This window comes from Anabaena sp. UHCC 0451, assembly GCF_034931405.1.
Lineage (GTDB): Bacteria > Cyanobacteriota > Cyanobacteriia > Cyanobacteriales > Nostocaceae > RDYJ01.
The window spans coordinates 97,038-120,370 of sequence record NZ_JAYGHA010000018.1 but is presented as its reverse complement, the minus strand read 5'-3'; the positions used below and the strand labels follow the sequence as shown (position 1 = coordinate 120,370).

The following is a 23,333-nucleotide window of genomic DNA, read 5'->3' as shown; positions in this document are numbered from 1 at the left end:
ACTGATGACTACTTGATTTATATTGATAGATTACGCCACACAAAGCAGCTAAAAACACCCAAAATAATGTACTTAACCGAATATCAAAAGTAGTAACATCAACAGTATTAAAAAGTATCCAACCGATAAAAGCCAGTAGATAACTAAAAAAGATGATTCTGTTTTCTGGTTCTAAAGATTTTGATTTCCATAGAAGTTGACTGGCGGTAATTATAATCCCGGCGAGTAAACCACAAAATAACAAAGTGGTAACTAAACCTGTTTCCGCAGATAGCATTAAAAACAAGTTGTGGGGATGACCTAAGTCAGTTTCCATTTTAGCTTTGTAGAGTCCGCTAAAACTGCGTAAACCCCAACCAGTAAAGGGATGTTGTTGAGTTAAATTCCAGGCAAATTCCCACTGGGTTTTTCGCATTAATGCCACTGGTCTATCGGGATACATATCATCATTTAACCGCGCCCAGATAAAATAGGGAACGAAGCGACGGAAAAATTGAGCGATCGCTCCTGGTGCAAAAGCAGCTAAAATAATGCTAGTGGCAATACTCATAAAAACTGCCACAATTAGCCGCCAACCTTGATAAATAGCATAGGCTAAACAAGTGATAAGAGATATTACCCAACCATTGCGGGAGTTGGTTAAAATCAAAGCAATGAAGTTAGCAAAAACCGCTATTGTTAAAAAGATAATTGGACGGTAGGAAAGTTTTGAAGAAGAATTTTTGAGTTTAATTTTTTGTTGAAGTTGTTGATAATTTTCTAGCCATAAACCCAAACCCAAAATAAAAACTGTCACCAAATAAGCGGCTAAAGTATTTGCGTGCATGAATACAGAAGCCATACGTCCTGGTGGTTCTCCTCCAGGAGCAATGTTCCAATCTATCAACACCCACAAGAATTGTAATTTAAAATTCCAACCCAGAAATAATTGCCCAAAACCGATAATTACTACAGGTAAAGAACCACATACCATAATCCAAGCAATTTGCCTTAATTGGGCAGGTGTTTGAATTAAGGACGTTAATCCGGCAAATACGAAAAAATAAGGAAATAAGTTGAATAAACCCAGAAAAGCCTCTAGTTTATGAATAGCAAACCCGGTAGTTATCAACAACAAAAAACTTAAAATTGCCAATCCTTGATGCAGGGGTTTGCGGCTAATTGTGCGGTATTTTTTTGCCCAAGTTATTAATGATGCTAAAGATATGGCTACAGCCCCCAAAAAGGGATTAATTGGGAAAACAAATAACCCAAATTGAAGGCTTTGCCAAGGGAATTGCAAACCGGAGTCAGGATGATAAAAAGTCTTTTTCAAGCTAGTTCCCAACATTCTTCTGCACGAGTAAGACGAATTTGAGCTAAGGTGAAAATAGTGGGAATAATGCGACCATAATTAGTAGAAATTGCTCTCCAACCCAAATCAGCAAAAAACCAAGCCCACATCATTGGTCCGACAACAGCAAACACTGTCCGCACTGCACCATAACGGGCTGCATTCACAGTCATTCCCCGTCGCGCCATCTGGACTGTGACATAACTTTGAAACTGTTTGCTGGCTATTTGTGTGCCTGTAATTGCGGCTTCTTTAGCAACTTGATAGGTGGCTAAATGAATGGCAAATTGACGGGCAATTTGTTTGAGTACATAAGGTTGAATTACGGAAGTTACAGCTAAAGCACTACCACCTTTAAAAATCAATCCTAAAGGATCTTGTTGTAACGATAGAGGTAAAGGTTGTTTAATATCTGATGTTAACAACTGATGCTGGACTTTGGTGGTGATTTTTTGTTGTTCTTGTTTTGGGAGTTTTTTCCAAACTTTTCCTAAAAGATGCAAAAATACCTCTGCTTCTAAATCAACAGTTGCTAAATCATCATAATAAGGAATTTTCAAATATTTACATACTTGAATTAAAGCTTGACGGTAAGTTACTTGTTCAGTATGTCCACGTAATACCGTGATGCCATCAGCTGCTAAAAAGCGAAACCGTCCTTCTAGTGCATTTAACCAAGCTTGACGGTCTTGGCTTTGCACTTCAATGGGTTCAGGTGTGTGAACATAATCCAGGGGATTAAATTTGCGACTAAACAGAATAGCTGTTAAGTCCTGTAGTTCTTCTTCGGTGGCTAATTCTAGCACTGCCCTTAGTTCATCCAATTTCCCATCCTCCCTTCCATGCAGCTTGTCTGTACCCTATTCTACTATTAGCTTTTAAAAGTTATTGTCAAGCTTGAAGTGTGAAATATGTCAAATTCTCATATTACTGATATTGCGGTTATTGGTGCTGGTATATCTGGCTTAGTTTGCGCCCAGCGGTTACGTCAAGCTGGTTATTCGGTGGTAGTTGTAGAAAAGTCTCGCGGTGTGGGAGGAAGAGTTGCTACACGGCGTTTACAGGGAACTTGTGCCGATCATGGTGCTTGTTATTTACAGCCGAAAGGTGAATTATTCAGTAAATTTGTGGATTTATGGCAAAATCTCCAAGTTATCAAAGTTTGGACAGATATAGTTTATGAATTTTCAGCCAGTGGGGGTATAGCTGAACCAGCAAACCGCAGTCCGCGTTATATTGCACCAGAGGGGATGAGTAGTATTGCTAAATTTTTCACTCCAGGTTTAGAGATTTTATTTAATCAGCGCGTGATCACAATTAATCCTACAAAAGAAAATACTTGGTGTCTGATTCTAGAAAGTAATGAACACTTAACCGCCAAAGCTTTAGTTGTAGCTATTCCTGCCCCTCAAGCTGGAGATTTATTAACGCCTTTAGGTGCAAATTTATTGGGTGCTGAATTTCTCAAAAACCTGCATTCTGTTGAATTTAACCCTTGTATTAGTGTGATGGCGGGATTTTCTGCAAACTCTCAACCTCTACCTTATTGGCAAGCTTTGACTTTTAATGATCATACAGATTTAGCATGGATTGGATTCGATAGTAGCAAGCGTCCCCAATCACAACAACCGCATTTTGTGTTACAAAGTAGTGCGGGATTAGCTGAACAACATTTAGAAACCCCAGACTTACAACCAGTTGGCAATTATATGTTACAAAAAGCCGCAGAAGATTTAGCACTTCCCTGGTTAGAAAATCCCGAATGGATGCAAATACATCGCTGGCGTTATGCTTTTCCTCGTACACCTTTAGATATTGCTTGTTTATCTGCGAATACTTCCTTACCTTTAGTTTGTTGTGGCGATTGGTGTGGTGGTAATTTAGTAGCAGGGGCAATGGTTTCGGGATTGGCTGCTGCTGATGAAATTGATAATCAACTACGTCATATCATCCCACAAAATTTAGATTTTTTAGACCTTTTAAAAGGATTTTTAACCAATAGCTTCACTACCAATTAAAACATCTCACACCATTTAATTTATACCATAAATCAGGTATAAATTAAATTTAAAATTATTATAAATAAATATCTGGTATTTTGGCGAGATTAAATTGTCAAATAGGTGTTAATTATGTAGGTGAGATTTAATTTTGAAAATTTCCCATTAAAAAGGAGATTATAAATCATGAAAACCATAGTTAAGTTAACAGAAAAATCAGTTATTGGCGAAATTGAAAGTGTTTTAGATACATATCCATATCAACCTTATCAACAAGCTTTTGCCATTCCTGATTTACGCCAAGAGCTAATTTCTTTTGTGATTAATCATCTTCCTGGCTTTTCTAGTCAGCGTGCTGATAATCAGATGTTGTTAGGTGAAAATCACAAAGATAGCTTTTTAAATCACACTTTAGATCGCAAAATATCCCGTAATCCCTTGGAACAAAAATTATATCTGCAAAATTTGATTCATCAAGGGATTTTTGCAATTATTCAAGCCAAAGCAGATTTGATTAGTAATCAGCTTTGTGAAACAGTTCAACCAGGTTGTCAATCTTCTCACTGGTTTGGTTGATTCCTCTCATATCCCCGACTTTTTCAAGGAGTTGGGGATGATTGACACTGATTTTCACAAATTAAATAGGAGTGTGGCAGAATAAGTTAATTATAAATTATTATTTAAACTTTATATAACTTAATATTTACCGTTAGTAGTAATGCCTGTTGATTAGTTGATTGGTTTTTATTTACAAAGATTACTTGCATATATTACTATTGCCATATATACTAATTTACATCAGCCTATTAGTAGATTTTTGCAAAATTAGCTGGCGAGACGTTAACAATGTCAACAGTGAAACTTGAAGTCCAATTATCTTCAGAAGAATTGCTCAAGATTGTTGAGCAGTTACACGAGCCAGAATTCGATACATTTGTATCTCAAGTCATTATTTTGCATACCCAAAGAAAAGCCGCTAAATTGATCAAAGAAGAAGCAGAATTATTTCTCAAAAATAATCCAGATATTGCTTATGATGCTCAGATTTATTACAACAAATTAAGAGCTAAAGCAGACGAAGAAAATCTGACAGATGAAGAGTATAGAGAGTTATTACGTCTAAGTGAACAGATAGACCAACTGCAAGCACATCGCTTTGAATATTTAGCAGACTTGGCGCATTTGCATGGAGTTTCTTTGATAGAATTGATGACAACTTTGGGTTTTCAGACGTAAACTAAAAAATAAGTATTTATTCAGATAAATTTAAAATTAATTAATGGATGTTTAATTGTCTGAATTAGGATTGACAAAATTTAAGGAATTACAGGTGTAAAAATATCGCTAAATTTTTAATAATTATTTAAGCAAAAAGTAGGGATAAACAAAAATTTTCCCCTACAAAATAGACTTTTACAAAGTCGGTTTTTTAGCAACAATAGCGCGGTGACGCGGATCAGTAGAAAAGGTTTTTACATTCTCAAAACCTAAAGTAGTTAAATTCCCTTCTATGTCAAACATATAATAGTCATCACTCCAAGGTTCTGTACTTTTCATCAGTGTAAATAGTACAGGTGGTAAGTTTTGAATTACAGGTGATTTTGGATTATTATCTACTAGTGCTATACACCCACCAGGACGCAGCAAACGTAATGCTTCTTGGAAAATAGCTTTACTAGCAAAACCAGGAAGTTCGTGAGTGACAAATTGCAGAGTTACTAAGTCAAAAGACTCACTTGGTAATTGTGTATTTTCTGCTTGCGCGTGTAACCATTGGGATATCTCATTATCAATATCCAATTGTTTAGCTACACTCAACATATAGGGAGATAAATCTAAACCCACTGTGTTAACTGGATGATTTTGTTTTTGTTGATAATAGCGATGTGTTTCTAAAGTAGAAATACCAACTGAACAGCCAATATCTAGAATATCCTGCACATCTTGAGTGACATAATTACCGAGAACTTCGTGAAAACTTGACCTTAATCTGTGGTGTGCAGTTTGCCAAGTAATTTTCTCTTTTGGCCATACTCGTAATCCCATAGAATAGGTAGCACTGGGGGCTTCAAAAGCTGCTTTCCAGCACATATTTCCTTCATCATAAGCATGGAAAGGAACTTGGTAATAATCAGGATAAACTACTTTGGGATTTGTATTTTCTTGGAGTTTGTTTTTGACTCCTGAAGCTTCTAGTTTTTCGCAGTTTTTGCGCCAAGCAACACCGTTTTTTTCGGCTGTTTTAATGAGTACCTGTCTTGCTTGTTGTTTCATCAAGATGTAGATGGGTTTGGTATTAATTAGTAGGTTGACAAATTGGGAAAGTAAGGTTTCTCCAGCCCAGTCTGGTTTGATTTTTGCAGTCATTGGTAAGATAGGTGTAGAGGGTTTTTTGTTTATTTATATTGTATATGATATCCTTGATTTATTTTGTTAGAATCAGGATGTCCAGTATTTGAAGATTTACAGCGTGGGGTTATTTTTGGATGCTGAAATTTTAAACTAACGCTCTCTTAATTCACTATTTCATTATCATTTCTAAAATTGTCTGGATTAAAAAAATTTCTCAAAACCCAATAAAATGTTTCAAATCATCTAAGATATCAGGAATTAATTCGTGTTTACGCATTTCCCAGTTACTCATCCGAAAAACTTCCCATCCTTAATTTTACCCTTCACTAACATCTCTCCCTAAACTAATCGCAACTTGCACAGAAAAATCTTCAGAAGCATCAATAGAAATCTTCCGTAATTTAGACATTATACTAGGCTTTTTAACTAGCTTTTCTGCACTACTTAAATTTTGAATTAATTCATAAACTTGATTAAGTTCTTCTGCTGTTAAACTTTCTAATTGTTCCTGAATAATTTGTTTTGTAATCATAATCATAGTAACTTAACTAATGTAAACTTTACTGTTCAGATTATAAACCACAAACTGTTCTTTATAACCAATTCCGTCCATTAGTAACTCCTGTAACAATTCCCTTACAATAAAATAAAGAAAACAAGACATTACAGGAGAAAAGCTAAATCATGTTAGCAGAATATCAACAACACACTCAAGAACGCGCACAATTAGGTATTCCCCCCTTACCATTGGACGCACAACAAACATCAGCATTATGTGAACTACTGAAAAATCCACCTAAAGGTGAAGAAGAGGTATTATTAAATTTATTACGCGATCGCATTCCCCCCGGAGTAGACCAAGCAGCTTATGTAAAAGCTGGATTTCTTACTGCTATTGCGAAAAGAGAAGTTAGTAGTCCCTTAATTTCACCAGTTGACGCAGTAGAATTACTGGGAACAATGATTGGTGGTTACAATGTTCAATCTTTAATTGATTTACTGCAACTCCCCACTGTATCTGTATCCGACTCTTCAGAAACACCGCTAGTTATGGGGGGACAAGGAAAGGAACAAATCGCCGCTTATGCAGCCAACGCACTCAGCAAAATTCTGTTGGTATATGATGCTTTCCATGATGTTTTGGAATTATCAAAAACCAACCCCTACGCTAAAAGAGTGGTAGACTCTTGGGCAGAAGCAGAATGGTTTACTTCCCGTCCCACATTACCAGAATTTATCAACGTTACGGTTTTCAAAGTTCCCGGAGAAACTAACACCGACGACTTATCACCCGCAACCCACGCCACAACCAGACCAGATATTCCTTTACACGCTTTGGCGATGTTGGAAACTCGTCAACCGGGAAGTTTAGAAACCATTGCAGAGTTGAAGAAAAAAGGATTTCCCGTTGCTTACGTCGGTGATGTCGTGGGTACAGGTTCTTCTCGCAAGTCTGCAATCAATTCTGTATTATGGCATTTGGGCAATGATATTCCCTTTGTTCCCAACAAACGGGCGGGAGGTTATATATTAGGAAGTGCGATCGCTCCTATCTTTTTTAACACAGCCGAAGATGCCGGTGCATTACCCATTCAATGCGATGTCAGCAAAATGGAAACCGGTGACGTAATCACCATTTATCCCTACAAAGGAACTGTTCTCAACGCCGCAGGAGAAGTCATTTCCACCTTCAGCCTCAAACCTGACACCATTTTAGACGAAGTTCGCGCAGGTGGACGCATTCCCCTATTAATTGGGCGTACCCTCACCGATAAAACCCGTCAAGCATTGGGTTTAGCACCCAGCACTTTATTTATTCGTCCTCAAGCCCCAGCCGACAGCGGAAAAGGCTACACATTAGCGCAGAAAATGGTCGGTAAAGCCGCTGGTTTACCAGGAGTACGTCCGGGGACATCTTGCGAACCAATCATGACTACAGTGGGTTCTCAGGACACTACAGGACCCATGACCAGAGACGAATTAAAAGAACTTGCTTGTTTAGGGTTCAGTGCAGACTTAGTAATGCAAAGTTTCTGTCACACAGCCGCATATCCCAAACCTGTGGATATTAAAACCCACCAAGAACTCCCCGACTTTATCTCCTCCCGTGGTGGCGTAGCTTTACGTCCTGGTGATGGTATCATTCACTCCTGGTTAAACCGGATGTTATTACCCGACACCGTGGGTACAGGGGGAGATTCCCATACTCGCTTCCCCTTGGGTATATCCTTTCCTGCGGGTTCGGGTTTGGTAGCGTTTGCTGGTGCTTTGGGTGTTATGCCTTTGGATATGCCAGAATCAGTTTTGGTCAGATTTACAGGAGAATTGCAACCAGGAATAACGCTGAGGGATGTTGTCAATGCAATTCCTTATGTAGCCATGCAAAAAGGATTATTAACTGTGGAGAAACAGAACAAGAAAAATGTTTTCTCTGGCAAGATTTTGGAAATTGAAGGTTTACCAAATTTGAAAGTTGAACAAGCTTTTGAATTAACCGACGCTTCCGCAGAACGTTCTTGTGCTGGTTGTACAATTAAGTTAAGTGAAGAGACAATTGCGGAATATTTGCGTTCCAATATTGCTCTTTTAACTAATATGGTAGCACGGGGTTATAGTGATGCCAGAACTATCATGCGTCGCGTGGCAAAAATGGAGGAATGGTTGGCCAATCCGGTATTATTATCTGCTGACGCTGATGCGGAATATGCAGAAGTAATTGAAATTGATTTAAGCCAAATCACAGAACCAATTGTAGCTGCTCCCAATGACCCAGATAATGTTAAGTTATTATCGGAAGTTGCTAATGATCCTGTACAAGAAGTATTTGTCGGTTCTTGTATGACAAATATCGGACATTATCGGGCAACTGCGAAGGTTTTAGAAGGTGCTGGTGAGGTAAAAGCGCGGTTATGGATTGCACCCCCAACTCGCATGGATGAACACCAATTAAAGGCTGAAGGTGTGTATGATGTTTTCGTAGCTGCAAAGGCCAGAACTGAGATTCCAGGATGCAGTTTATGTATGGGAAATCAGGCGCGAGTTGATGATAATACAACTGTGTTTTCTACTTCGACTCGTAACTTCAATAATCGCATGGGTAAAGGCGCTCAAGTTTATTTAGGTTCGGCGGAATTAGCAGCGGTTTGTGCGTTGTTGGGAAGACTTCCTAATGTGCAGGAATATTTGGATATTGTGGCAGAAAGAATTCATCCTTTTGCTGATGATTTGTATCGTTATTTGAATTTTGATCAAATTGCTGGTTTTCAAGATGAGGGTAGGGTGATTAGTAAGGAAGAACAGGCAGCTTTGGTGTAATGTAATTGGGGTGAGTCTTGATGGCTCACCTAAATGTTATAATTTATATTTTATGGGGAAGAGTCATTTTAAGAAAGCAATATCATCTTTGGAATCTCGTATTGCTGAACACAAAGAAAAAATTAGATTAGAATTAGAGAAAGAATTTCCAGATCCAGGTTTGATTAATCATTGGGAAAAGGAAATCAGAGCTTTTGAACAAGGGATAAAACAAGCGTTAAAAAGATTGGGGAAAAACTAATGACACTCGCAAAACTCAAAATTAGCAGTGAAAACTCAACTCTTAATCAGTTACTAATGGAATTACAGGAAGAATGCCAAAATGTGATTTCTTTGGTTAACCAATTACAACTTTCTGAATTAAGCGATCGCCAAAAGGGTAAAATTCTCTCAGAATTACTGGTAGCTTCAATCCATTTACATTCCCATTGTGATGAAGATTGGCAAAATTTAATTTCCGATGAGTTGGAAACTTTAGCAGATGATTAGTGGAGAAAATCTTATGAATATAAAAAGGTGCAAAAATGATAGAATTACATCCTGATTTTTTAACTAAAAATGCTCAAAAGCAATTTCAAGTGCAAGTTACTTTTTTAGAACAAACATCAACCACCGCAACTAAATCTAATGTACAAAAAATGGCAGAAGCATTAAGAAAAATCTCCAAAAAGAATATTTTTGCGGAAATTGATCCACAAAAATGGCAACAAGAAATTCGTCAAGATCGTTCTCTTCCAAATCGTGATTAAATGATGTTACTTGATAGCAATATTATTATCCATAGGTAAACAAAAATGAACTTTTACACAGTTGTCCTCAGACAAAGTTTCGGTTATTGGGTAGGTTTGTGTTTAGAAAATGGTATTGTTGGACAAGGAGATACTCAAGAAGATGCAGTTAATAAATTAAAGGAAGCAATAGAATCTTTTGAAGATGTTTATGAATCAGAAGATAATATTTATAAATCTCCTATTTCTATAGATGAATTACATGAATTTTTATTAGTTGAGGAAAAAGAAAAGCAATCAGAAATCTATGAATTGAGGAAGGTTTATGCCTAAAAATATACCTTCTTTAAAACCCAAAGAATTAATTAAGTTATTAGAAAAAGCAGGTTGTACATTTCATAGAGAGGGAAAAGGTGATCATTGTTTATATACTCGTGAAGTTGAAGGGAAAAGGAGAGTAGTTCCTATAGATATGGGTGCTAGAGAAATGTCTCCTGGTTATATTTTACGGATTTTTCGGCAGTTTGGTTTTACAGATGAGGAGATTGAAAGTTTGTTAAGGTAAATTAAGGGTATTTTTGATCAAATTGTTGGTTTTGAGGATGAGGGGAGGGTAATTAGTAATCTGGAGAAGCGGCTTTGGTATAATGTAATTGGGGTGAGTATTGATGGACTTACCTGGAATATTGGTATATAAACAAGGTTTATTTATAAATTTATTAAGTATAAATTAAGTCTATATTTCTGACTGACGGGCTGACCCCGATGTAAAATTTAATATATAATTGTTCATATTTTTAACAGAGTTTTTAAATTAATGACTATTTGCATTCACCCCAAGAATCCTCGCCCAACAAAATCTGAAGTTTTGGCAAAATTATCTTCTTACGGAACCATAACACACATAACTTTATCTCCTATTTTATTGTGCGTCTATGTCAAATTTGCCTATCCTCCTGATGAAGATAGGGTGATTTCTCAGTGGAATTATAATAAACTTGGTGGTTGGCCTACAGTTTTTAGTATAGAATATAGTGATACGACTTTTACCCCAGAAGATGCAGTTAACTCTAACTATTCACCTAGTTTATCCTATCCATCCTCAACTTCATTACCTCAACCTACATCATCCTCAAAACCTAGCACATCATCCTCAGAACCAACCAAAGGACAGATAATTACAGGTATTTTAGTGGGTATAGGTGTAATAACATTTATTGCAGTTATTTCTGGTTTTCCTGTAGGAATTGTGATCACAGTTGGACTAGCTGGACTTGGTGTGGCAATAAGTTTTAATCAGTCATAGAATTTTTAAACTAAATCATCCTCAAATCCACATACATCATATCTGCTTACTCCACATGGTACTTTTGTTAATTGAAAGTGTATAAATCCATCATATTCTTCCTTGCTAAATCCTAACATTTTGCAAAGTTCATTTTCGTTAAATTCTATAATTTTCTCATACATTGGAGGAATGGTTTTTATGATACCTAAATTATTTTTTTTGGCTAAATACCAATGAATCCTATCTATAATTTGCATAGCTATATAATTATTATCTCGTTCTGGATCAGGGCTACCCTTAAAATAATTACGTGGATCAACATACTCATCTTCTGTAAAATGATTCTTAGAATGGTCTAAGTCTGGTTGGCTGAAATATCTAACAAAAATTCTTATAGCATTTTCTATTGTTGCTTCTGGATATTGATTAACTAATTCTTTTAGTGTTTTCATTTTTCTACTTTTTAAATAATGATTATTGATATTTAGTAAGAGTGACATTGTTATATTAAATATAATCAGGTATATCACATCTATAATTTATATGTCAATATATTTATTATAATTTTAAGTATGATCGCATTCCTCCAACATCCCAAACAGACCTAACCCCCCAACCCCCTTCCCTGCAAGGGAAGAGGGAGAAATATTGCTCCCCTCTCCTCGTAGGAGAGGGGCTGGGGGAGAGGTCAAACACGATATAAAAACACACCCCACAAATGAACAACCAACCACCGAAAAAAGACGAGCTTCGTAACATAGTCATTGGACAAAAAATAGAACCCGTAAAACTCGAACTCGCCAAAGAAATGCGTCGCCAAATGACACCAGCAGAAAAAATTCTGTGGGAACATCTTCGCGCCAACCGCTTGCATGGTTTACATTTTCGCCGACAACAAGTTATAGATGGTTTTATAGTAGATTTTTATTGTCATGCTGCTAGTTTAGTCATAGAAGTAGATGGAAGAATTCATGAACAACAAATAGAATATGATATAGAAAGAGATAAAATTTTATCAGCAAGAGGTTTGCGTTTATTGAGATTTACAAATGAAGAAATAACAGAGAAAATTGATCAAGTTTTGATGCGAATTTATCAAACTTGTTGTGAAAAGACCTAACCCCCCAGCCCCCTTCCCTACGAGGGAAGGGGGAGTAAATCTTGCTCCCCTCTCCTTGCAGGAGAGGGGTTGGGGGAGAGGTCAAGATCGCTTGTTTGATGTAGAGATTTGGGAGAGCGATCACTGTCCTCCTAGTATAATGTAAGTTTCATCAGTTATCTTATATGGGTAAAAGTCATTTCAAGAAAGCAATATCATCCTTAGAATCCCGTATTGCTGAACACCAAGAAAAAATTAAGCTAGAATTAGAGAAAGACTTTCCAGACCAGGGTTTAATTAACCATTGGGAAAAAGAAATCAAAGCATTTGAACAAGGTATCAAACAAGCACTAAAAAGATTGGGTAAAAACTAATGAAACTCGCAAATCAAAAAATTAGCAGTGAAAACTCAACACTTAATCAGTTACTAATGGAATTACAGGAAGAATGCCAAAATGTGATTTCTTTGGTTAATCAATTACAACTTTCTGAATTAAGCGATCGCCAAAAGGGTAAAATTCTCTCAGAATTACTGGTAGCTTCAATCCATTTACATTCCCATTGTGATGAAGATTGGCAAAATTTGATTTCTGATGAATTGGAAACTTTAGCAGATGATTAGTGTATAAAATATTATGAATAGAAAGAGGTTCAAACATGATAGAATTACACCCTGAATTTTTCACAAAAAATGGTCAAAAGTAATTTGCTGTATTATCTTATGAGAAATTTTTAAAGATTAAGGAATTGTTAGAAGATTTGGAAGATTTAAGAGATTTACGGGATGCTAGGGAAGAAAAGAAAGATAGTCTTTCTGTATCTTTAGCTGACGTAAAAAAGATGTTATAATCTTGATTGTTGTCAATTATTAATAGGTGAACAAAATCATGTTAAAAACTTTTAACGCTATTTTGAAAAACAATTCTATTCAATGGGTTGATGAAACCCCTGAAATAGAATTAAATAGCTCCGTAAAGGTGCATATTACTTTATTAGAAGAAATAGCAGCACCTCAAAAAAATCTAATGGTCAAAAAATGGCAGAAGCATTAAGAAAAATCTCGAAAAAGCATATTTTTGCTAAAATTGATCCGCAAAAATGGCAACAAGAAATTCGTCAAGATCGCTCTCTTATAAATCGTGATTAAATATTGATGATTTTCATTGGATTACTAATTTTAAATTATTCAATCCTTTTAAAAACACTCAAAAAGTTTAACATTAATAAAATCTTCATCAGAGTTACTAAAATGTTAGAAATCAACAAAAACTATCTTTTAGATCAAAATCAAAAACCTATCGCTGTTCAAATTCCTATTGCTGAATTTGAGAAAATAGAAGAAATTTTAGAAAATTATCAAGCAATCAAATTAATGGAAGAATCTGAAAATGATCCAAATATTTCCAAAAAACAAGCATTAGAATATTTAGAATCATTAAAAAATAAAACAGTAATTAGAAAGCAATTTACCACCGATAAATTAGAACAATATCGCCAATGTATTAAAAAAGTATTAACAGAATACCATGAATGGATTTCTGGTGCAGGTAATTTTGATGAAGAAAGTTGTCTGATTTTTGATGAAATTCATGATCAATATCTTTGGATGTTTATGGGTTGGAAAGATGGTAAGCAAACCAAAAATATTCATGTTCATATTCGCATTGTTAACGAAAAAATTTACATAGAAGAAGATTGTACAGAGGAAGGAATGGCTATAGAATTAATGAGAGAAGGTTTAACTAATCATGATATTGTACTTGCTTTTCATCCACCAGATTTGAGAAAACATACCGAATTTGCTATTGGTTAAGTTGTAATTATCATTCAGTAGTAATCATTTATGACCTAATTCTTCTATTCTTTTCTTTGAACGATCAAGCGATCGCTTTTTGATGTAGGTAGGATGATGAAGAGCGATCAGTTATTACCCTTACAGTTGAAAAACAAGCCAAACCCTTGCTAAAATAATATTAGCCACCTATTAAACTACAATAAATATATGCAAACCAAAGAATTAATTATACAAGAACTACAGCAAATTCCAGAAATTGAACTAACCCAAATACTTAATTACATTCGTGCTGTCAAATAAAAAAGCAACTCGCAACCAACTGAATATAAACCTATTTGGGAAGTAGCTGATGATATCATCAAAGATATTCCTCAAGAAGTTTTAGAAACACTTCCTCCAGATGGTGCAGAAAAACATGATTACTATCTTTATCAACAAAATTCCCTAAAAAAATAAACAATAAATAATGAAAAGCATTTTTGCAGATACGTTTTATTGGGTAGCACTAATTAATAAAAGTGATTCACGGCATGAGCGTGTCAGAAATTATAGCAGTAATCTTGGAAATATTGAAATTATCACCACAGAGAAAACTTTAACAGAAACCATAAATTTTTTTGCTGCTTTTCCCACGCCAATGAGATCAGCAGTTTCTCAACTAATAACTCAAATTATTGCAGATCATCATATTCAAGTAATACCTCAAACCCATGAATCGTTTATAGCAGGTTTAGAGTTATTTCAACAACGATTTGATAAAGGATATAGTTTAACAGACTGTATTTCTATGATGACAATGAAAAAGTTCAATATCATAGAAATATTAACTCATGATAAACATTTTACACAAGAGGGTTTTCTCATCTTGTTTAAAGATTAACAGTTAAATTTGGTATAGCTTCTGAGAGCAATAGCGAAATGCTGACCGAAGGTATCGCATAGCTTACCGAAAGTATTGCTTTACTATTTGATATAATGGTAAAAATAGACTTAATCCATCAACCAATATCAAATAAATGAATCACCAAACTACCTTTAAAGAAATTGCCTCTCAAGTGCAATTATTCCAGAGTATAGAACAGAAAGAAACATTTATATTTGTACTCGGTGCTTTAACATCGCGGTTAATTAGTTTACATAAAGCAGCCGAAATAATGGAAATGGATACAGAAATATTTTTGAAAGTTTTAGAATTAATGGGAATAGATTTTTCATATCTTACCGTTGAAGATATCGCTATAGAAAAAAACTGGTAAGCATGATGAAAATAGTATTTAACTCTTCCCCTTTAATTTTCTTATCTCGGTTAGATTTTCTTGATTTATTTCTGACAACAGAATCTCAATTCTTATTACCAGAAAGTGTTCAAAAAGAAATCAGTGCTAAACAAGATAAATCATCCATACATATTAATACACTAATCAGCGAGAATAAATTATTAATCCAAAAAGTACAATTACTTTCTTTATCTAGTCGCTTAAATGAGCGTTTAGGTATAGGAGAATCAGAAGCTATTACTTTAGGTGTAGAATTACAACCAGATTATATTATTTTAGATGACTTTGCGGCTAGAAAAGAAGCAATAAGATTAGGATTGAATGTTAAAGGAACTTTAGCAGTGATTCGTAAATTACAGCTAGATGGTAAAATTAATATTTCTGATTTAGATATATTGTACCAACAAATCAGGAATGTTAATTTTAGGGTAAAGCGAGAAATTTTTGATAGTATTTTTGGGGATTGATAAATGATTGAATTACATCGCTTTGTTTCTATTTTCATAGAAATCAAAAAAATCAGGTATAATTAATTCAGTATCAACATAACATCTAATATCATGAATAATCTTCTATTAAATAGAATAACCATTAACCATGATATTTGTCATGGTAAACCCTGTATTCGCGGATTACGCTATCCGGTGGAAATGATCTTAGAACTTTTGAGTTCAGGAATGACTATTGATGATATTTTAGAAGATTATGATGATTTAGAATCCGAAGATATTTTAGCAGTTCTAAGCTTTGCTACTCGACTCACTCAAGTTAAAAGTATCCTCCAATTAGTTTCATGAAATTCTTAATTGATGCTCAATTACCAATGCGAATTGCAAATTTATTGGAGAGCTTAGGTTATGATGTTATACATACTAAAAATCTTCCTTTACAAAATGCAACTCCAGATTCGGAAATTAACAAATTATCAATCCTAGAACAGAGAATTGTTATTACTAAAGATAAAGATTTCTTAGATTCTTTTTTAATCAAACAAGAGCCTTATAAACTACTATTAATCACAACAGGTAATATTAGTAATAAACAAATTGAACAACTTTTTCTACAAAATATTACCCAAATAGTCCAATTATTTACGAATTATGATTTTTTAGAAATGACTAGAGATAGTTTAATTATTCATTAGAAATATTTTTGAGAATTTTAGAATTAATGAGAATAGATTTTTTCTATCTTACCATTTTTGCTGTAGTGTAACTCTGAATTAAATAATATTTTTAGTTTTGTTGCTTGAGAAATTAGGGTGGGAAAAACCCACCCATATAAATTAGCGTTTCGCCAATTTCTTCGCCATTTTGCGGAGACGAATAGATTGGGGTGTAACTTCCACCAATTCATCTTGAGCGATGTATTCCAATGCACGTTCCAAACTCATGTCTATTGGTGTTTGCAACTGGACAAGTTCATCACCACCAGCCGCACGGTGGTTAGTTAACTGCTTAGTTTTACAAACATTCAATTCTAAGTCTTGAGGACGATTATGTTCACCAATAATCATGCCTCTGTAAACCTTAGTTCCTGGACTGATAAAGAATGCGCCTCTATCTTCTGAATTTTTCATCGCATAGAAGGTAGAAACACCTTCTTCAAAGGAGATGAGAACGCCTTTATTGCGGGCTTCAATATCTCCAGAAAGCTGACGGTATTCTAGGAAACTGTGGTTCATGATGCCTTCACCGCGAGTCATCCGCATGAATTCACCACGGAAACCAATTAAACCACGGGCAGGAACTACAAACTCTAGTTGGGTGCGATCGCCTCCACCAGGCTGCATATCTTGCATTTCCGCTTTCCGTTGTCCCAACCGTTCAATACAGCTACCAACTGCATCACCAGGAACGTCTAAAGCCAGCAGTTCATAAGGTTCGCAAGGTTGACCGTTAACTGTACGGTAAATTACTTGAGGCTGAGATACTTGAAACTCAAAACCTTCACGACGCATGGTTTCGATTAAGATACCTAAGTGTAATTCACCCCGACCAGAAACCAGGAATTTATCTGGTGAGTCAGTTTCTTCAACTCGTAAAGCCACATTGGTTTCTAATTCGCGGAATAAGCGATCGCGTATTTGCCGAGATGTTACCAATTTACCTTCTTGACCTGCAAAAGGTGAATCATTCACCCAGAAGGTCATTTGTAATGTTGGTTCATCTACCTTAATCAACGGTAAAGCTTGGGGTTCATTAGGATCTGTAATAGTTTCACCAATGTAAGCATCAGCGAACCCAGCTACAGCCACAATATAACCTGCGGTGGCTTCTTCCATTTCCACACGTTTCAAGCCTTCAAATCCCATCAATTTGGTGATTTTGCCCTTGACAATGCTGCCATCTTCTACTACCAAAGCTGCTTGTTGTCCAGTGCGAATAGTACCATTATGGATTTTACCAATGATAATCCGTCCTAAATATTCAGAGTAATCTAGGGTGGTAACTTGCAATTGCAGAGGTTTATTAGGATCTCCTATTGGTGCAGGAACATGACGGAGAATGGCATCAAATAGGGGCTGCATATCTACCCCTTCTGCTTCTAAGGTTTCTTTAGCAAAACCAGCCATACCGGAAGCAAATAGATACTTAAAGTCGCACTGGTCTTCATCTGCACCTAATTCTAAGAACAGATCCAAAACCTTATCCACAGCCACGTGGGGGTCAGCTTGTCCACGGTCGATTTTGTTAATAACTACGATAGGACGCAGACCTTTTTCCAAAGCTTTTTTGAGTACAAAGCGGGTTTGGGGCATTGGTCCTTCATTGGCATCAACAATCAGCAGACAACCGTCTACCATGCCTAGTACCCGTTCTACTTCCCCACCAAAGTCAGCGTGTCCAGGGGTATCAACAATATTAATTAGGGTTTCTTTGTAGCGAACCGCTGTATTTTTGGAAAGAATAGTAATTCCTCGTTCCCTCTCCAAAGCGTTGGAGTCCATGACACAATCCGGAACGTCTTCGCCTTCGCGGAAAATGCCGGACTGTTTGAGAAGAGCATCAACCAAGGTGGTTTTGCCGTGGTCAACGTGAGCGATAATGGCGACGTTACGAATTGGGAGCGTCATAGAGAGTTTAGGTGAACTTTAGTGTTTTTAGATTAAGAAGCTAAATTTTGGCTGTTGTAACAGAATTGGGGATGTTTTGCCATTTCTGTAACGAACCTTTAATAATTCTAGCGCAATTGTCACAAATATTGTTATTTTGTCAATCATTGTCAAAAGATTTTCTAAACTTCTAGGGTAGTTGTATCGGTGTTACACATAAGCAATAGAAAAATCCGCTCAAACTAAAATCAACAATAGCCAAACTAAAATTGTTAAAATCTAATTCAGAAAGTACCAGATATCCTCGATGGATGGTACAAAATATGGTACACAAGATAAAGTTGTAAGATTAAACACGCTGATATTCTAAGATCATGAAAGCATCTGCTAAATTCGACTTTGAAGACGAAAAATTTAACGCCCCACCATCCCAAGTCATACCCTGGGGGTTGATGATCAATCCCCGCTATGGTACAGATGGTTTACAAAGCTATGGTTTAGCAATTAGCCAAGATAACGCCCAAGCAGTTGGTTTTCAACCAGATGATAATTGGCAACAGGTAGAACATGAATTTAGTTCTGGCTCGGAAACTGTATTTATTAGCACTACTCCCAGATTAGTCATTGTCCGTCGGGGACCATTATCTGTTCAAGACCGAGAAACAAAAATCAGACTAGGTACATTCAAAGATTACAAGGATGAATTTTTAGCTGATAAACTTAAATTTAAAATTTATACTCGCCATCTGATTTTTTTAGTGGGTGAAGATAAAAAGTTTTTACATCAATCACCTCTGCAATTAACTCTGAGTGGTTCAGCTGGCGCTAGTTTTGGTAAGAGTTACGTTGAATATCAACAAGGTAGAATTACAGGCGGTTTTGCTGGAGAATTAGAAAAAGCTTATGCTGGTTTTCAGAAGAAACCAGTAACTCCTAAAGGTCCTTTATTTCATGCTCACGGGATTTTTTGCCCGATTATTGAATGTGAAGAAAGAGGCATTGAACCTAATATTGCTTTGGTAGCTTCAACTGTCGATTACAAACATCCCACAGTCTCAACTTTAACCGATTATATGATTGCCTCAGATTCCCCTGAGTCGGAAATAATTTGTAAGACTTTTGAAGAATATAAGGAATTCGGCAAGGAAGTTATTAAACCAGACGTTTCTAAGGCGGAAGTTCCTGGTGTTACCAGTTCTTATGTTTATGCCGATGATGATGATTTTGCTTATCCACCATATTAAGGACTGGGGACTGGGGACTGGGGACTGGGTAATGGGTAATGGGTAATGGGTAATGGGTAATGGGTCATATTCTCCCAATCACCAATCACCAATCACCAATCACCAATCACCAATCACCAATCACCAATTACCAATCACCTATTCTTTCAACAATAAATAATACAGTGAACCGTTGCCGCCTGTAATGCCAGCGCGATCGCCTGCTAATTTACCTGTACCCATAAAGTAATCTACTCTACCTGGTCCCCTAATAGCACTACCTGTATCTTGATCTAATACAAATCGATCAACTCTGCGGTTTTCTAATCTTCCTCTACCCGCAGGAAAAGGAAATGAATTTTGAATCAGTGCTAATGCGCCTGGAGGCATGAGAGATTTATCTGTAGCAATGGAACGTTCTGCGGTGACAGGGACGTTAATACTACCTGTAGCTGGCGCACCATTTGTTTCTTGAAAGAAAATAAATCTTTCCCAGCGTGGTAGATAATTATTCATCTCTCTGGGATTTTGCCGGAAATAACTTAGTAATCTGGGCATGGTTAAACCGCTTAATGGCAATTTACCATCTTTTGCTAGTTCTCCACCAATGCTAGTCCAAGGATAATCTGTTGCTCCCGCGAAACCTACAGAAGTTCTTTGTCCATTGGTTAATCTAATTTGGGCAGAACCTTGGATATGGATCATGTAAGCATCCATGCGATTGCGAAACCAAAGCAGTTCTAACCCACGTAACCTGCTCTTATTTCCCAGTAACCCATCTTTACCTTCCAACGTAACCCTTTTGGGATGGGGTTTCGCCCATTCTTTAAAATTCGGTGGTATTCTATACAACGGATATTTGTATACTGAAGTTCGCACACGACTAGCAGTATACTCAGGTACGAAATAGGCGGTAAATTTTACAGTACCCTTGCCATCGTTACCTACAGACTGATAAAAGGTAAACTCCCGATGCACAGATGCTTGTAGTTCTGCTGCTGACTTAGAACTAACAACCAGTTGCCGGAAGCGTACCAAACTCCGACGTACTCGATCTAGGGTAATTTCCCGTATTGGGTAGTTTGCATACAATTGGGCGGCTCTATTAGTTCCCAGATAGCGCAAACTGTGATCAATAGAGGTTAACAAAGCTTGGCGATCGCCATTTCTACCCCAAAGTTGCTCATCCCAACCTAAGCAATTTTGAGAAGTACAAGCAGCTGGGGTAATGGGTTGGAGTGGTGGTAAGACTTCAGGAGTAACCGGTACTGGTACTGGTACTGGTGCGCGTTGGGTGGGTGGGGTGGGAATAATAACTTGCGCGACAACAGATAAAAGTGGATTTACAACAGCAATTCCCAGACTCAAGGAGAACAAAGCAAGGGTTTTTATGATCATCTTTCAATACTAGAGTTAAAAATTGGTTCTACCCGAATTCCTGCAATTCTAGACGGACGTACCACTAGATATTCGCCTTGAATATTCTTGATCGGTACGTTAATAAATTCATGTGAATCATGCTTCGGAAGCAGCACGCTGGTATACCATTTCTGAAAGTCTGGAAAGGTAGAAAAACGTACTTCTTCTCGGTGTCCACTGTCTAAAAGAAGGAAAACCGCATATTCGTTTGGAGTTCTAGGCATAAATCACATTATTTTTAATACATCCTACTCATTGTTAACCACGTTAGACACCAATGAAAAGGGTAATTATCAGTAATTAATTACCTTTCCATGCACCAATGTAGTCATGATCACTATCCACAATCAATTCACAAGTTTTTTTGAGTATTAAAAGTATCAAAGGCAAAAATCACTCCAGAAACCTCTGTTACCAGCCACCATCGCCAAAGTAAACTAATATATCATAAACTATGAGTCCTACTTTTTATTTAAAAAATACTATAATTCTACACCCTCTCCCTCGCAGGTGGCACAATTTTAAACCTATTCAACCCCTGATCAATATCTCGCAACACCTGAAAATCATCCTCCGGTAAAGGATAACTATTACTATTAACTAAACCCCCACTGGGATATTTTTCCAAAAAAGAAAACGCCTTTCTAAATTGTTGCTGTTCAGCTTTAATAGGTGCGTCAAAATGACAGGGAATGATCCATTGAAAATCCCATTGTGCCACTTTATCAGCCCAATTTATTGTTTCCTGGGGTGCGCGATTTAATATTAAACTCTGTAAAACCGGTGCGACAAATATCCGTCCATTTCCCCTTAACGCCTCATAAGACCTTTCCCAGTCTTGTCGCCATTGGAAGGGGAAAAAGCCAAAATATGTTTTTGGATTGCGTTCTGGGGCTTTCCAGGCATCGCTAAATACATCTTTTAGTTTGGGTACATCTACCACACTGGGCTGAAAGTAAAATGCAAATAAAGTAATGCGTTTCCATCCTTTGCGACGGTTTTCTGCTGTATCGGCTACGATATTGTATGCTTTATCTTTGGCATGATAAAGCAACGGATAGGGGTCAAGTTGGACAATTGCTGGTGGTTCTGCTGGTACTGAAACTATGGTATCTGTAAGTAGGAGTGTGTGCGATCGCTTGTGGAAAAAAGCCACCTCTGCAAACTTCCCCAGACCTAAATCAATTGCTCCCAATATGGCATAATCAAACTCATCTGCAAACGGTGTTTTTTGACTATCTGCGGGTAATACCTGCGTGCGTTTTCCTGGTAAACCCAACCAACTCAAAGGTAAATTTACGGGAAAACTCCATTGTTCCGGTGCAACAAATACCTGTGCATTGGGAAAACATCGCGCAAACGGTCCAACAAAAACCTTATGTTCTATTCCTGAGATGGTGGGCAAAATAATATACTTAACTTCGCCGTGATCTGCTACCAACTCATTTACTAACCGGATACATTCGTTAGTTGGTGCGACAGGTGCATAAACCAGTAAACCGCCATTTTCTAACTTTACCACCGTCATGCGGATCGGCACAACCACATAGAAAACTCCCTGCATCTGGTCAAATGTCCAGATGGTATCCTTTACTACCTCTTTGCGGATAGTGCAACGTTTACCGTAGGGATAAAGGGGGACAACAGGCCAGAACTTCCATGTATAATCCTGGGGGTTGACGTTTTCTATATTCATTGTACCTTCACCTTGACTCACTTTGCGATTCCTACGGAGCGTTTCGCTATCGCTCCCAATAACCAATATTTTGATCTTTCCCGATTTTGGAGTTTAGCAAATTATGGAGCTAATAGACCTAAATATTTACCTAATAATTCAATTTTGTCATAAATGCAGGTACGATGAGAATAAAACAGATGGAGAACTGCTATGTATGTAACTACTGTCAAATGGACTATTAAAGATTATCATCAAATCATTGCCACGGGTATTTTAGCAGATCGTTATGTTGAGTTAATTAATGGAGAAATAGTAGAAATGTCCCCAGAGGGAGAATATCACGCTTATTCCAGTGATGAAGCGGGAGAATATTTAATTTATTTATTAGGACAAAAAGCAAAAGTTCGTCAAGCTAAACCAATTACTATCCCGGAAACTAATTCAGAACCCGAACCAGATATTGCTATTGTTCAACGTTTAGGAAAAGATTATCGAGAACATCATCCTTATCCAGAAAATATATTTTGGGTAATTGAATATTCAAATTCTAGCTTAATTAAAGATTTGGAAGTTAAAACTAAAGTTTATGCGTCCGCAGGTATTCCCGAATATTGGATAATTAATTTGCGGACTATGGAATTGATTGTTTTTCGATTTCCTACTGATGCAGGTTATCAAAGTCGGGAAATTTTTAAAGATGGTGAAATTCAATCTTTAGCTTTTCCTGATGTGAGTATTTCTGTTAAGAGATTATTGGGTGTTTAAAAGTAA

31 protein-coding genes and 1 pseudogene are annotated in these 23,333 nt (G+C 36.6%); 23 read left to right on the top strand and 9 right to left on the bottom strand.

The features are described 5' to 3' along the window. Nucleotides 1-1,330 (bottom strand): O-antigen ligase family protein (locus tag VB694_RS14435; RefSeq protein WP_323361006.1); only part of this gene is annotated, 1,330 nt, incomplete at its 3' end. Continuing rightward, nucleotides 1,312-2,157, bottom strand: coding sequence for a YaaW family protein (locus tag VB694_RS14430; RefSeq protein ID WP_323361005.1), 846 nt, complete (start codon nt 2,155-2,157; stop codon nt 1,312-1,314). The genes VB694_RS14435 and VB694_RS14430, both read right to left, overlap by 19 nt. Before the next feature lie 102 nt (nt 2,158-2,259). On the opposite strand from VB694_RS14430, the gene VB694_RS14425 reads away from it, so the two are divergent. The 3 genes from VB694_RS14425 to VB694_RS14415 all read left to right on the top strand — a co-directional run bounded on the left by VB694_RS14425 (nt 2,260) and on the right by VB694_RS14415 (nt 4,569). Further along, nucleotides 2,260-3,351 carry an NAD(P)/FAD-dependent oxidoreductase gene (locus VB694_RS14425; protein ID WP_323361012.1) on the top strand — a complete coding sequence of 364 codons (1,092 nt, stop codon included), beginning with the start codon at nt 2,260-2,262 and terminating at the stop codon, nt 3,349-3,351. Between the two features lie 168 nt (nt 3,352-3,519). Then, the gene (locus tag VB694_RS14420; RefSeq protein WP_323361004.1) at nt 3,520-3,909 is read left to right on the top strand and encodes a hypothetical protein; all 390 of its coding nucleotides are present in this window, start codon (nt 3,520-3,522) and stop codon (nt 3,907-3,909) included. Between the two features lie 270 nt (nt 3,910-4,179). Continuing rightward, nucleotides 4,180-4,569 (top strand): STAS/SEC14 domain-containing protein, encoded by a 390-nt coding sequence (locus VB694_RS14415; protein WP_323361003.1) that lies wholly within the window; start codon nt 4,180-4,182, stop codon nt 4,567-4,569. Between the two features lie 177 nt (nt 4,570-4,746). Here the strand turns inward: VB694_RS14415 and VB694_RS14410 are convergent, their stop codons facing one another. Together VB694_RS14410 and VB694_RS14405 are read right to left on the bottom strand one after the other, a co-directional pair. Continuing rightward, nucleotides 4,747-5,700, bottom strand: a complete 954-nt coding sequence (locus VB694_RS14410) for a class I SAM-dependent methyltransferase (protein ID WP_323361002.1) — start codon at nt 5,698-5,700, stop codon at nt 4,747-4,749. A gap of 301 nt (nt 5,701-6,001) precedes the next feature. After that, the gene (locus VB694_RS14405; protein ID WP_323361001.1) at nt 6,002-6,217 is read right to left on the bottom strand and encodes a hypothetical protein; all 216 of its coding nucleotides are present in this window, start codon (nt 6,215-6,217) and stop codon (nt 6,002-6,004) included. A 152-nt stretch (nt 6,218-6,369) separates the two neighbouring features. Between VB694_RS14405 and acnB the strand changes: the two genes are divergently transcribed. The 7 genes from acnB (at nt 6,370) to VB694_RS14370 (ending at nt 11,034) form a co-directional block, all read left to right on the top strand. Next, nucleotides 6,370-9,000, top strand: a complete 2,631-nt coding sequence (gene acnB / locus VB694_RS14400; protein WP_323361000.1) for a bifunctional aconitate hydratase 2/2-methylisocitrate dehydratase — start codon at nt 6,370-6,372, stop codon at nt 8,998-9,000. 10 nt (nt 9,001-9,010) lie between these two features. Next, nucleotides 9,011-9,241: a hypothetical protein gene (locus VB694_RS14395; protein WP_323360999.1), complete on the top strand. Its 231-nt coding sequence runs from the start codon at nt 9,011-9,013 to the stop codon at nt 9,239-9,241. Then, nucleotides 9,241-9,489, top strand: coding sequence for a hypothetical protein (locus tag VB694_RS14390; RefSeq protein ID WP_213713193.1), 249 nt, complete (start codon nt 9,241-9,243; stop codon nt 9,487-9,489). The genes VB694_RS14395 and VB694_RS14390 overlap by 1 nt, the downstream gene beginning before the upstream one ends. A gap of 35 nt (nt 9,490-9,524) precedes the next feature. Beyond that, nucleotides 9,525-9,749 (top strand): hypothetical protein, encoded by a 225-nt coding sequence (locus VB694_RS14385; protein ID WP_323360998.1) that lies wholly within the window; start codon nt 9,525-9,527, stop codon nt 9,747-9,749. 45 nt (nt 9,750-9,794) lie between these two features. Beyond that, entirely contained in the window at nt 9,795-10,061 is a 267-nt protein-coding gene (locus VB694_RS14380; protein ID WP_323360997.1) for a type II toxin-antitoxin system HicB family antitoxin, read from the top strand. After that, nucleotides 10,054-10,293, top strand: a complete 240-nt coding sequence (locus VB694_RS14375; protein WP_323360996.1) for a type II toxin-antitoxin system HicA family toxin — start codon at nt 10,054-10,056, stop codon at nt 10,291-10,293. Before VB694_RS14380 ends, VB694_RS14375 begins: the two co-directional genes overlap by 8 nt. A gap of 252 nt (nt 10,294-10,545) precedes the next feature. After that, entirely contained in the window at nt 10,546-11,034 is a 489-nt protein-coding gene (locus tag VB694_RS14370; protein WP_323360995.1) for a hypothetical protein, read from the top strand. A gap of 5 nt (nt 11,035-11,039) precedes the next feature. Here VB694_RS14370 and VB694_RS14365 read toward each other — a convergent pair whose 3' ends face one another. Next, a complete protein-coding gene (locus tag VB694_RS14365) occupies nt 11,040-11,468 on the bottom strand; it encodes a hypothetical protein (protein WP_323360994.1) in 429 nt (142 codons plus the stop codon). 266 nt (nt 11,469-11,734) lie between these two features. Between VB694_RS14365 and VB694_RS14360 the strand changes: the two genes are divergently transcribed. From VB694_RS14360 to VB694_RS14310, 11 genes and pseudogenes are all read left to right on the top strand, one after another. Continuing rightward, the gene (locus tag VB694_RS14360; RefSeq protein WP_323360993.1) at nt 11,735-12,136 is read left to right on the top strand and encodes an endonuclease domain-containing protein; all 402 of its coding nucleotides are present in this window, start codon (nt 11,735-11,737) and stop codon (nt 12,134-12,136) included. A gap of 164 nt (nt 12,137-12,300) precedes the next feature. After that, nucleotides 12,301-12,489, top strand: a complete 189-nt coding sequence (locus VB694_RS14355) for a hypothetical protein (RefSeq protein ID WP_323360992.1) — start codon at nt 12,301-12,303, stop codon at nt 12,487-12,489. Continuing rightward, on the top strand, nt 12,489-12,737 hold the full coding sequence (locus VB694_RS14350; RefSeq protein ID WP_323360991.1) for a hypothetical protein: 249 nt from the start codon (nt 12,489-12,491) through the stop codon (nt 12,735-12,737). The genes VB694_RS14355 and VB694_RS14350 overlap by 1 nt, the downstream gene beginning before the upstream one ends. Before the next feature lie 265 nt (nt 12,738-13,002). Beyond that, complete coding sequence (locus tag VB694_RS14345; RefSeq protein ID WP_323360990.1) at nt 13,003-13,167, top strand: hypothetical protein; 165 nt, start codon at nt 13,003-13,005, stop codon at nt 13,165-13,167. A gap of 101 nt (nt 13,168-13,268) precedes the next feature. After that, nucleotides 13,269-13,541 (top strand): annotated as a pseudogene (locus tag VB694_RS14340) (hypothetical protein); the annotation flags it as partial. A gap of 27 nt (nt 13,542-13,568) precedes the next feature. Continuing rightward, a complete protein-coding gene (locus VB694_RS14335) occupies nt 13,569-13,928 on the top strand; it encodes a XisI protein (protein WP_323361011.1) in 360 nt (119 codons plus the stop codon). Nucleotides 13,929-14,376: 448 nt separating this feature from the next. After that, a complete protein-coding gene (locus tag VB694_RS14330) occupies nt 14,377-14,790 on the top strand; it encodes a nucleic acid-binding protein (protein ID WP_323360989.1) in 414 nt (137 codons plus the stop codon). Between the two features lie 136 nt (nt 14,791-14,926). Continuing rightward, on the top strand, nt 14,927-15,166 hold the full coding sequence (locus VB694_RS14325) for a hypothetical protein (RefSeq protein WP_323360988.1): 240 nt from the start codon (nt 14,927-14,929) through the stop codon (nt 15,164-15,166). Nucleotides 15,167-15,168: 2 nt separating this feature from the next. Continuing rightward, nucleotides 15,169-15,654 carry a DUF3368 domain-containing protein gene (locus VB694_RS14320; RefSeq protein WP_323360987.1) on the top strand — a complete coding sequence of 162 codons (486 nt, stop codon included), beginning with the start codon at nt 15,169-15,171 and terminating at the stop codon, nt 15,652-15,654. A gap of 93 nt (nt 15,655-15,747) precedes the next feature. Beyond that, entirely contained in the window at nt 15,748-15,984 is a 237-nt protein-coding gene (locus tag VB694_RS14315) for a DUF433 domain-containing protein (protein WP_323360986.1), read from the top strand. Continuing rightward, entirely contained in the window at nt 15,981-16,331 is a 351-nt protein-coding gene (locus tag VB694_RS14310) for a DUF5615 family PIN-like protein (RefSeq protein WP_323360985.1), read from the top strand. Before VB694_RS14315 ends, VB694_RS14310 begins: the two co-directional genes overlap by 4 nt. A 141-nt stretch (nt 16,332-16,472) precedes the next feature. Here VB694_RS14310 and typA read toward each other — a convergent pair whose 3' ends face one another. Then, a complete protein-coding gene (gene typA, locus VB694_RS14305) occupies nt 16,473-18,263 on the bottom strand; it encodes a translational GTPase TypA (RefSeq protein WP_323360984.1) in 1,791 nt (596 codons plus the stop codon). A gap of 353 nt (nt 18,264-18,616) precedes the next feature. Here typA and VB694_RS14300 point away from each other — a divergent pair, with 353 nt between their 5' ends. After that, entirely contained in the window at nt 18,617-19,486 is an 870-nt protein-coding gene (locus VB694_RS14300; protein WP_323360983.1) for a DUF5895 domain-containing protein, read from the top strand. A 138-nt stretch (nt 19,487-19,624) separates the two neighbouring features. Here VB694_RS14300 and VB694_RS14295 read toward each other — a convergent pair whose 3' ends face one another. The 3 genes from VB694_RS14295 to VB694_RS14285 form a co-directional block, all read right to left on the bottom strand. Continuing rightward, nucleotides 19,625-20,863: a murein transglycosylase A gene (locus tag VB694_RS14295; RefSeq protein ID WP_323360982.1), complete on the bottom strand. Its 1,239-nt coding sequence runs from the start codon at nt 20,861-20,863 to the stop codon at nt 19,625-19,627. Beyond that, entirely contained in the window at nt 20,860-21,108 is a 249-nt protein-coding gene (locus tag VB694_RS14290; RefSeq protein WP_323360981.1) for a hypothetical protein, read from the bottom strand. The genes VB694_RS14295 and VB694_RS14290 overlap by 4 nt, the downstream gene beginning before the upstream one ends. A 266-nt stretch (nt 21,109-21,374) precedes the next feature. Beyond that, on the bottom strand, nt 21,375-22,580 hold the full coding sequence (locus VB694_RS14285; protein ID WP_323361010.1) for a DUF4336 domain-containing protein: 1,206 nt from the start codon (nt 22,578-22,580) through the stop codon (nt 21,375-21,377). A 192-nt stretch (nt 22,581-22,772) separates the two neighbouring features. Between VB694_RS14285 and VB694_RS14280 the strand changes: the two genes are divergently transcribed. Further along, the gene (locus VB694_RS14280; protein WP_323360980.1) at nt 22,773-23,327 is read left to right on the top strand and encodes a Uma2 family endonuclease; all 555 of its coding nucleotides are present in this window, start codon (nt 22,773-22,775) and stop codon (nt 23,325-23,327) included. Nucleotides 23,328-23,333 lie beyond the last annotated feature (6 nt).

Bases quoted from the DNA above. Each gene is read 5' to 3' on its own strand.
- VB694_RS14420 (WP_323361004.1), top strand. From the start codon at position 3,520: ATGAAAACCATAGTTAAGTTAACAGAAAAATCAGTTATTGGCGAAATT.
- VB694_RS14385 (WP_323360998.1), top strand. From the start codon at position 9,525: ATGATAGAATTACATCCTGATTTTTTAACTAAAAATGCTCAAAAGCAA.
- VB694_RS14410 (WP_323361002.1), bottom strand. From the start codon at position 5,700: ATGACTGCAAAAATCAAACCAGACTGGGCTGGAGAAACCTTACTTTCC.
- VB694_RS14365 (WP_323360994.1), bottom strand. From the start codon at position 11,468: ATGAAAACACTAAAAGAATTAGTTAATCAATATCCAGAAGCAACAATA.
- VB694_RS14375 (WP_323360996.1), top strand. From the start codon at position 10,054: ATGCCTAAAAATATACCTTCTTTAAAACCCAAAGAATTAATTAAGTTA.
- VB694_RS14315 (WP_323360986.1), top strand. From the start codon at position 15,748: ATGAATAATCTTCTATTAAATAGAATAACCATTAACCATGATATTTGT.
- VB694_RS14325 (WP_323360988.1), top strand. From the start codon at position 14,927: ATGAATCACCAAACTACCTTTAAAGAAATTGCCTCTCAAGTGCAATTA.
- VB694_RS14415 (WP_323361003.1), top strand. From the start codon at position 4,180: ATGTCAACAGTGAAACTTGAAGTCCAATTATCTTCAGAAGAATTGCTC.
- VB694_RS14350 (WP_323360991.1), top strand. From the start codon at position 12,489: ATGAAACTCGCAAATCAAAAAATTAGCAGTGAAAACTCAACACTTAAT.
- VB694_RS14345 (WP_323360990.1), top strand. From the start codon at position 13,003: ATGTTAAAAACTTTTAACGCTATTTTGAAAAACAATTCTATTCAATGG.
- VB694_RS14280 (WP_323360980.1), top strand. From the start codon at position 22,773: ATGTATGTAACTACTGTCAAATGGACTATTAAAGATTATCATCAAATC.
- VB694_RS14310 (WP_323360985.1), top strand. From the start codon at position 15,981: ATGAAATTCTTAATTGATGCTCAATTACCAATGCGAATTGCAAATTTA.
- VB694_RS14390 (WP_213713193.1), top strand. From the start codon at position 9,241: ATGACACTCGCAAAACTCAAAATTAGCAGTGAAAACTCAACTCTTAAT.
- VB694_RS14295 (WP_323360982.1), bottom strand. From the start codon at position 20,863: ATGATCATAAAAACCCTTGCTTTGTTCTCCTTGAGTCTGGGAATTGCT.
- VB694_RS14380 (WP_323360997.1), top strand. From the start codon at position 9,795: ATGAACTTTTACACAGTTGTCCTCAGACAAAGTTTCGGTTATTGGGTA.
- VB694_RS14330 (WP_323360989.1), top strand. From the start codon at position 14,377: ATGAAAAGCATTTTTGCAGATACGTTTTATTGGGTAGCACTAATTAAT.
- acnB (WP_323361000.1), top strand. From the start codon at position 6,370: ATGTTAGCAGAATATCAACAACACACTCAAGAACGCGCACAATTAGGT.
- VB694_RS14355 (WP_323360992.1), top strand. From the start codon at position 12,301: ATGGGTAAAAGTCATTTCAAGAAAGCAATATCATCCTTAGAATCCCGT.
- VB694_RS14405 (WP_323361001.1), bottom strand. From the start codon at position 6,217: ATGATTACAAAACAAATTATTCAGGAACAATTAGAAAGTTTAACAGCA.
- VB694_RS14360 (WP_323360993.1), top strand. From the start codon at position 11,735: ATGAACAACCAACCACCGAAAAAAGACGAGCTTCGTAACATAGTCATT.
- VB694_RS14285 (WP_323361010.1), bottom strand. From the start codon at position 22,580: ATGAATATAGAAAACGTCAACCCCCAGGATTATACATGGAAGTTCTGG.
- VB694_RS14370 (WP_323360995.1), top strand. From the start codon at position 10,546: ATGACTATTTGCATTCACCCCAAGAATCCTCGCCCAACAAAATCTGAA.
- VB694_RS14320 (WP_323360987.1), top strand. From the start codon at position 15,169: ATGATGAAAATAGTATTTAACTCTTCCCCTTTAATTTTCTTATCTCGG.
- VB694_RS14300 (WP_323360983.1), top strand. From the start codon at position 18,617: ATGAAAGCATCTGCTAAATTCGACTTTGAAGACGAAAAATTTAACGCC.
- typA (WP_323360984.1), bottom strand. From the start codon at position 18,263: ATGACGCTCCCAATTCGTAACGTCGCCATTATCGCTCACGTTGACCAC.
- VB694_RS14290 (WP_323360981.1), bottom strand. From the start codon at position 21,108: ATGCCTAGAACTCCAAACGAATATGCGGTTTTCCTTCTTTTAGACAGT.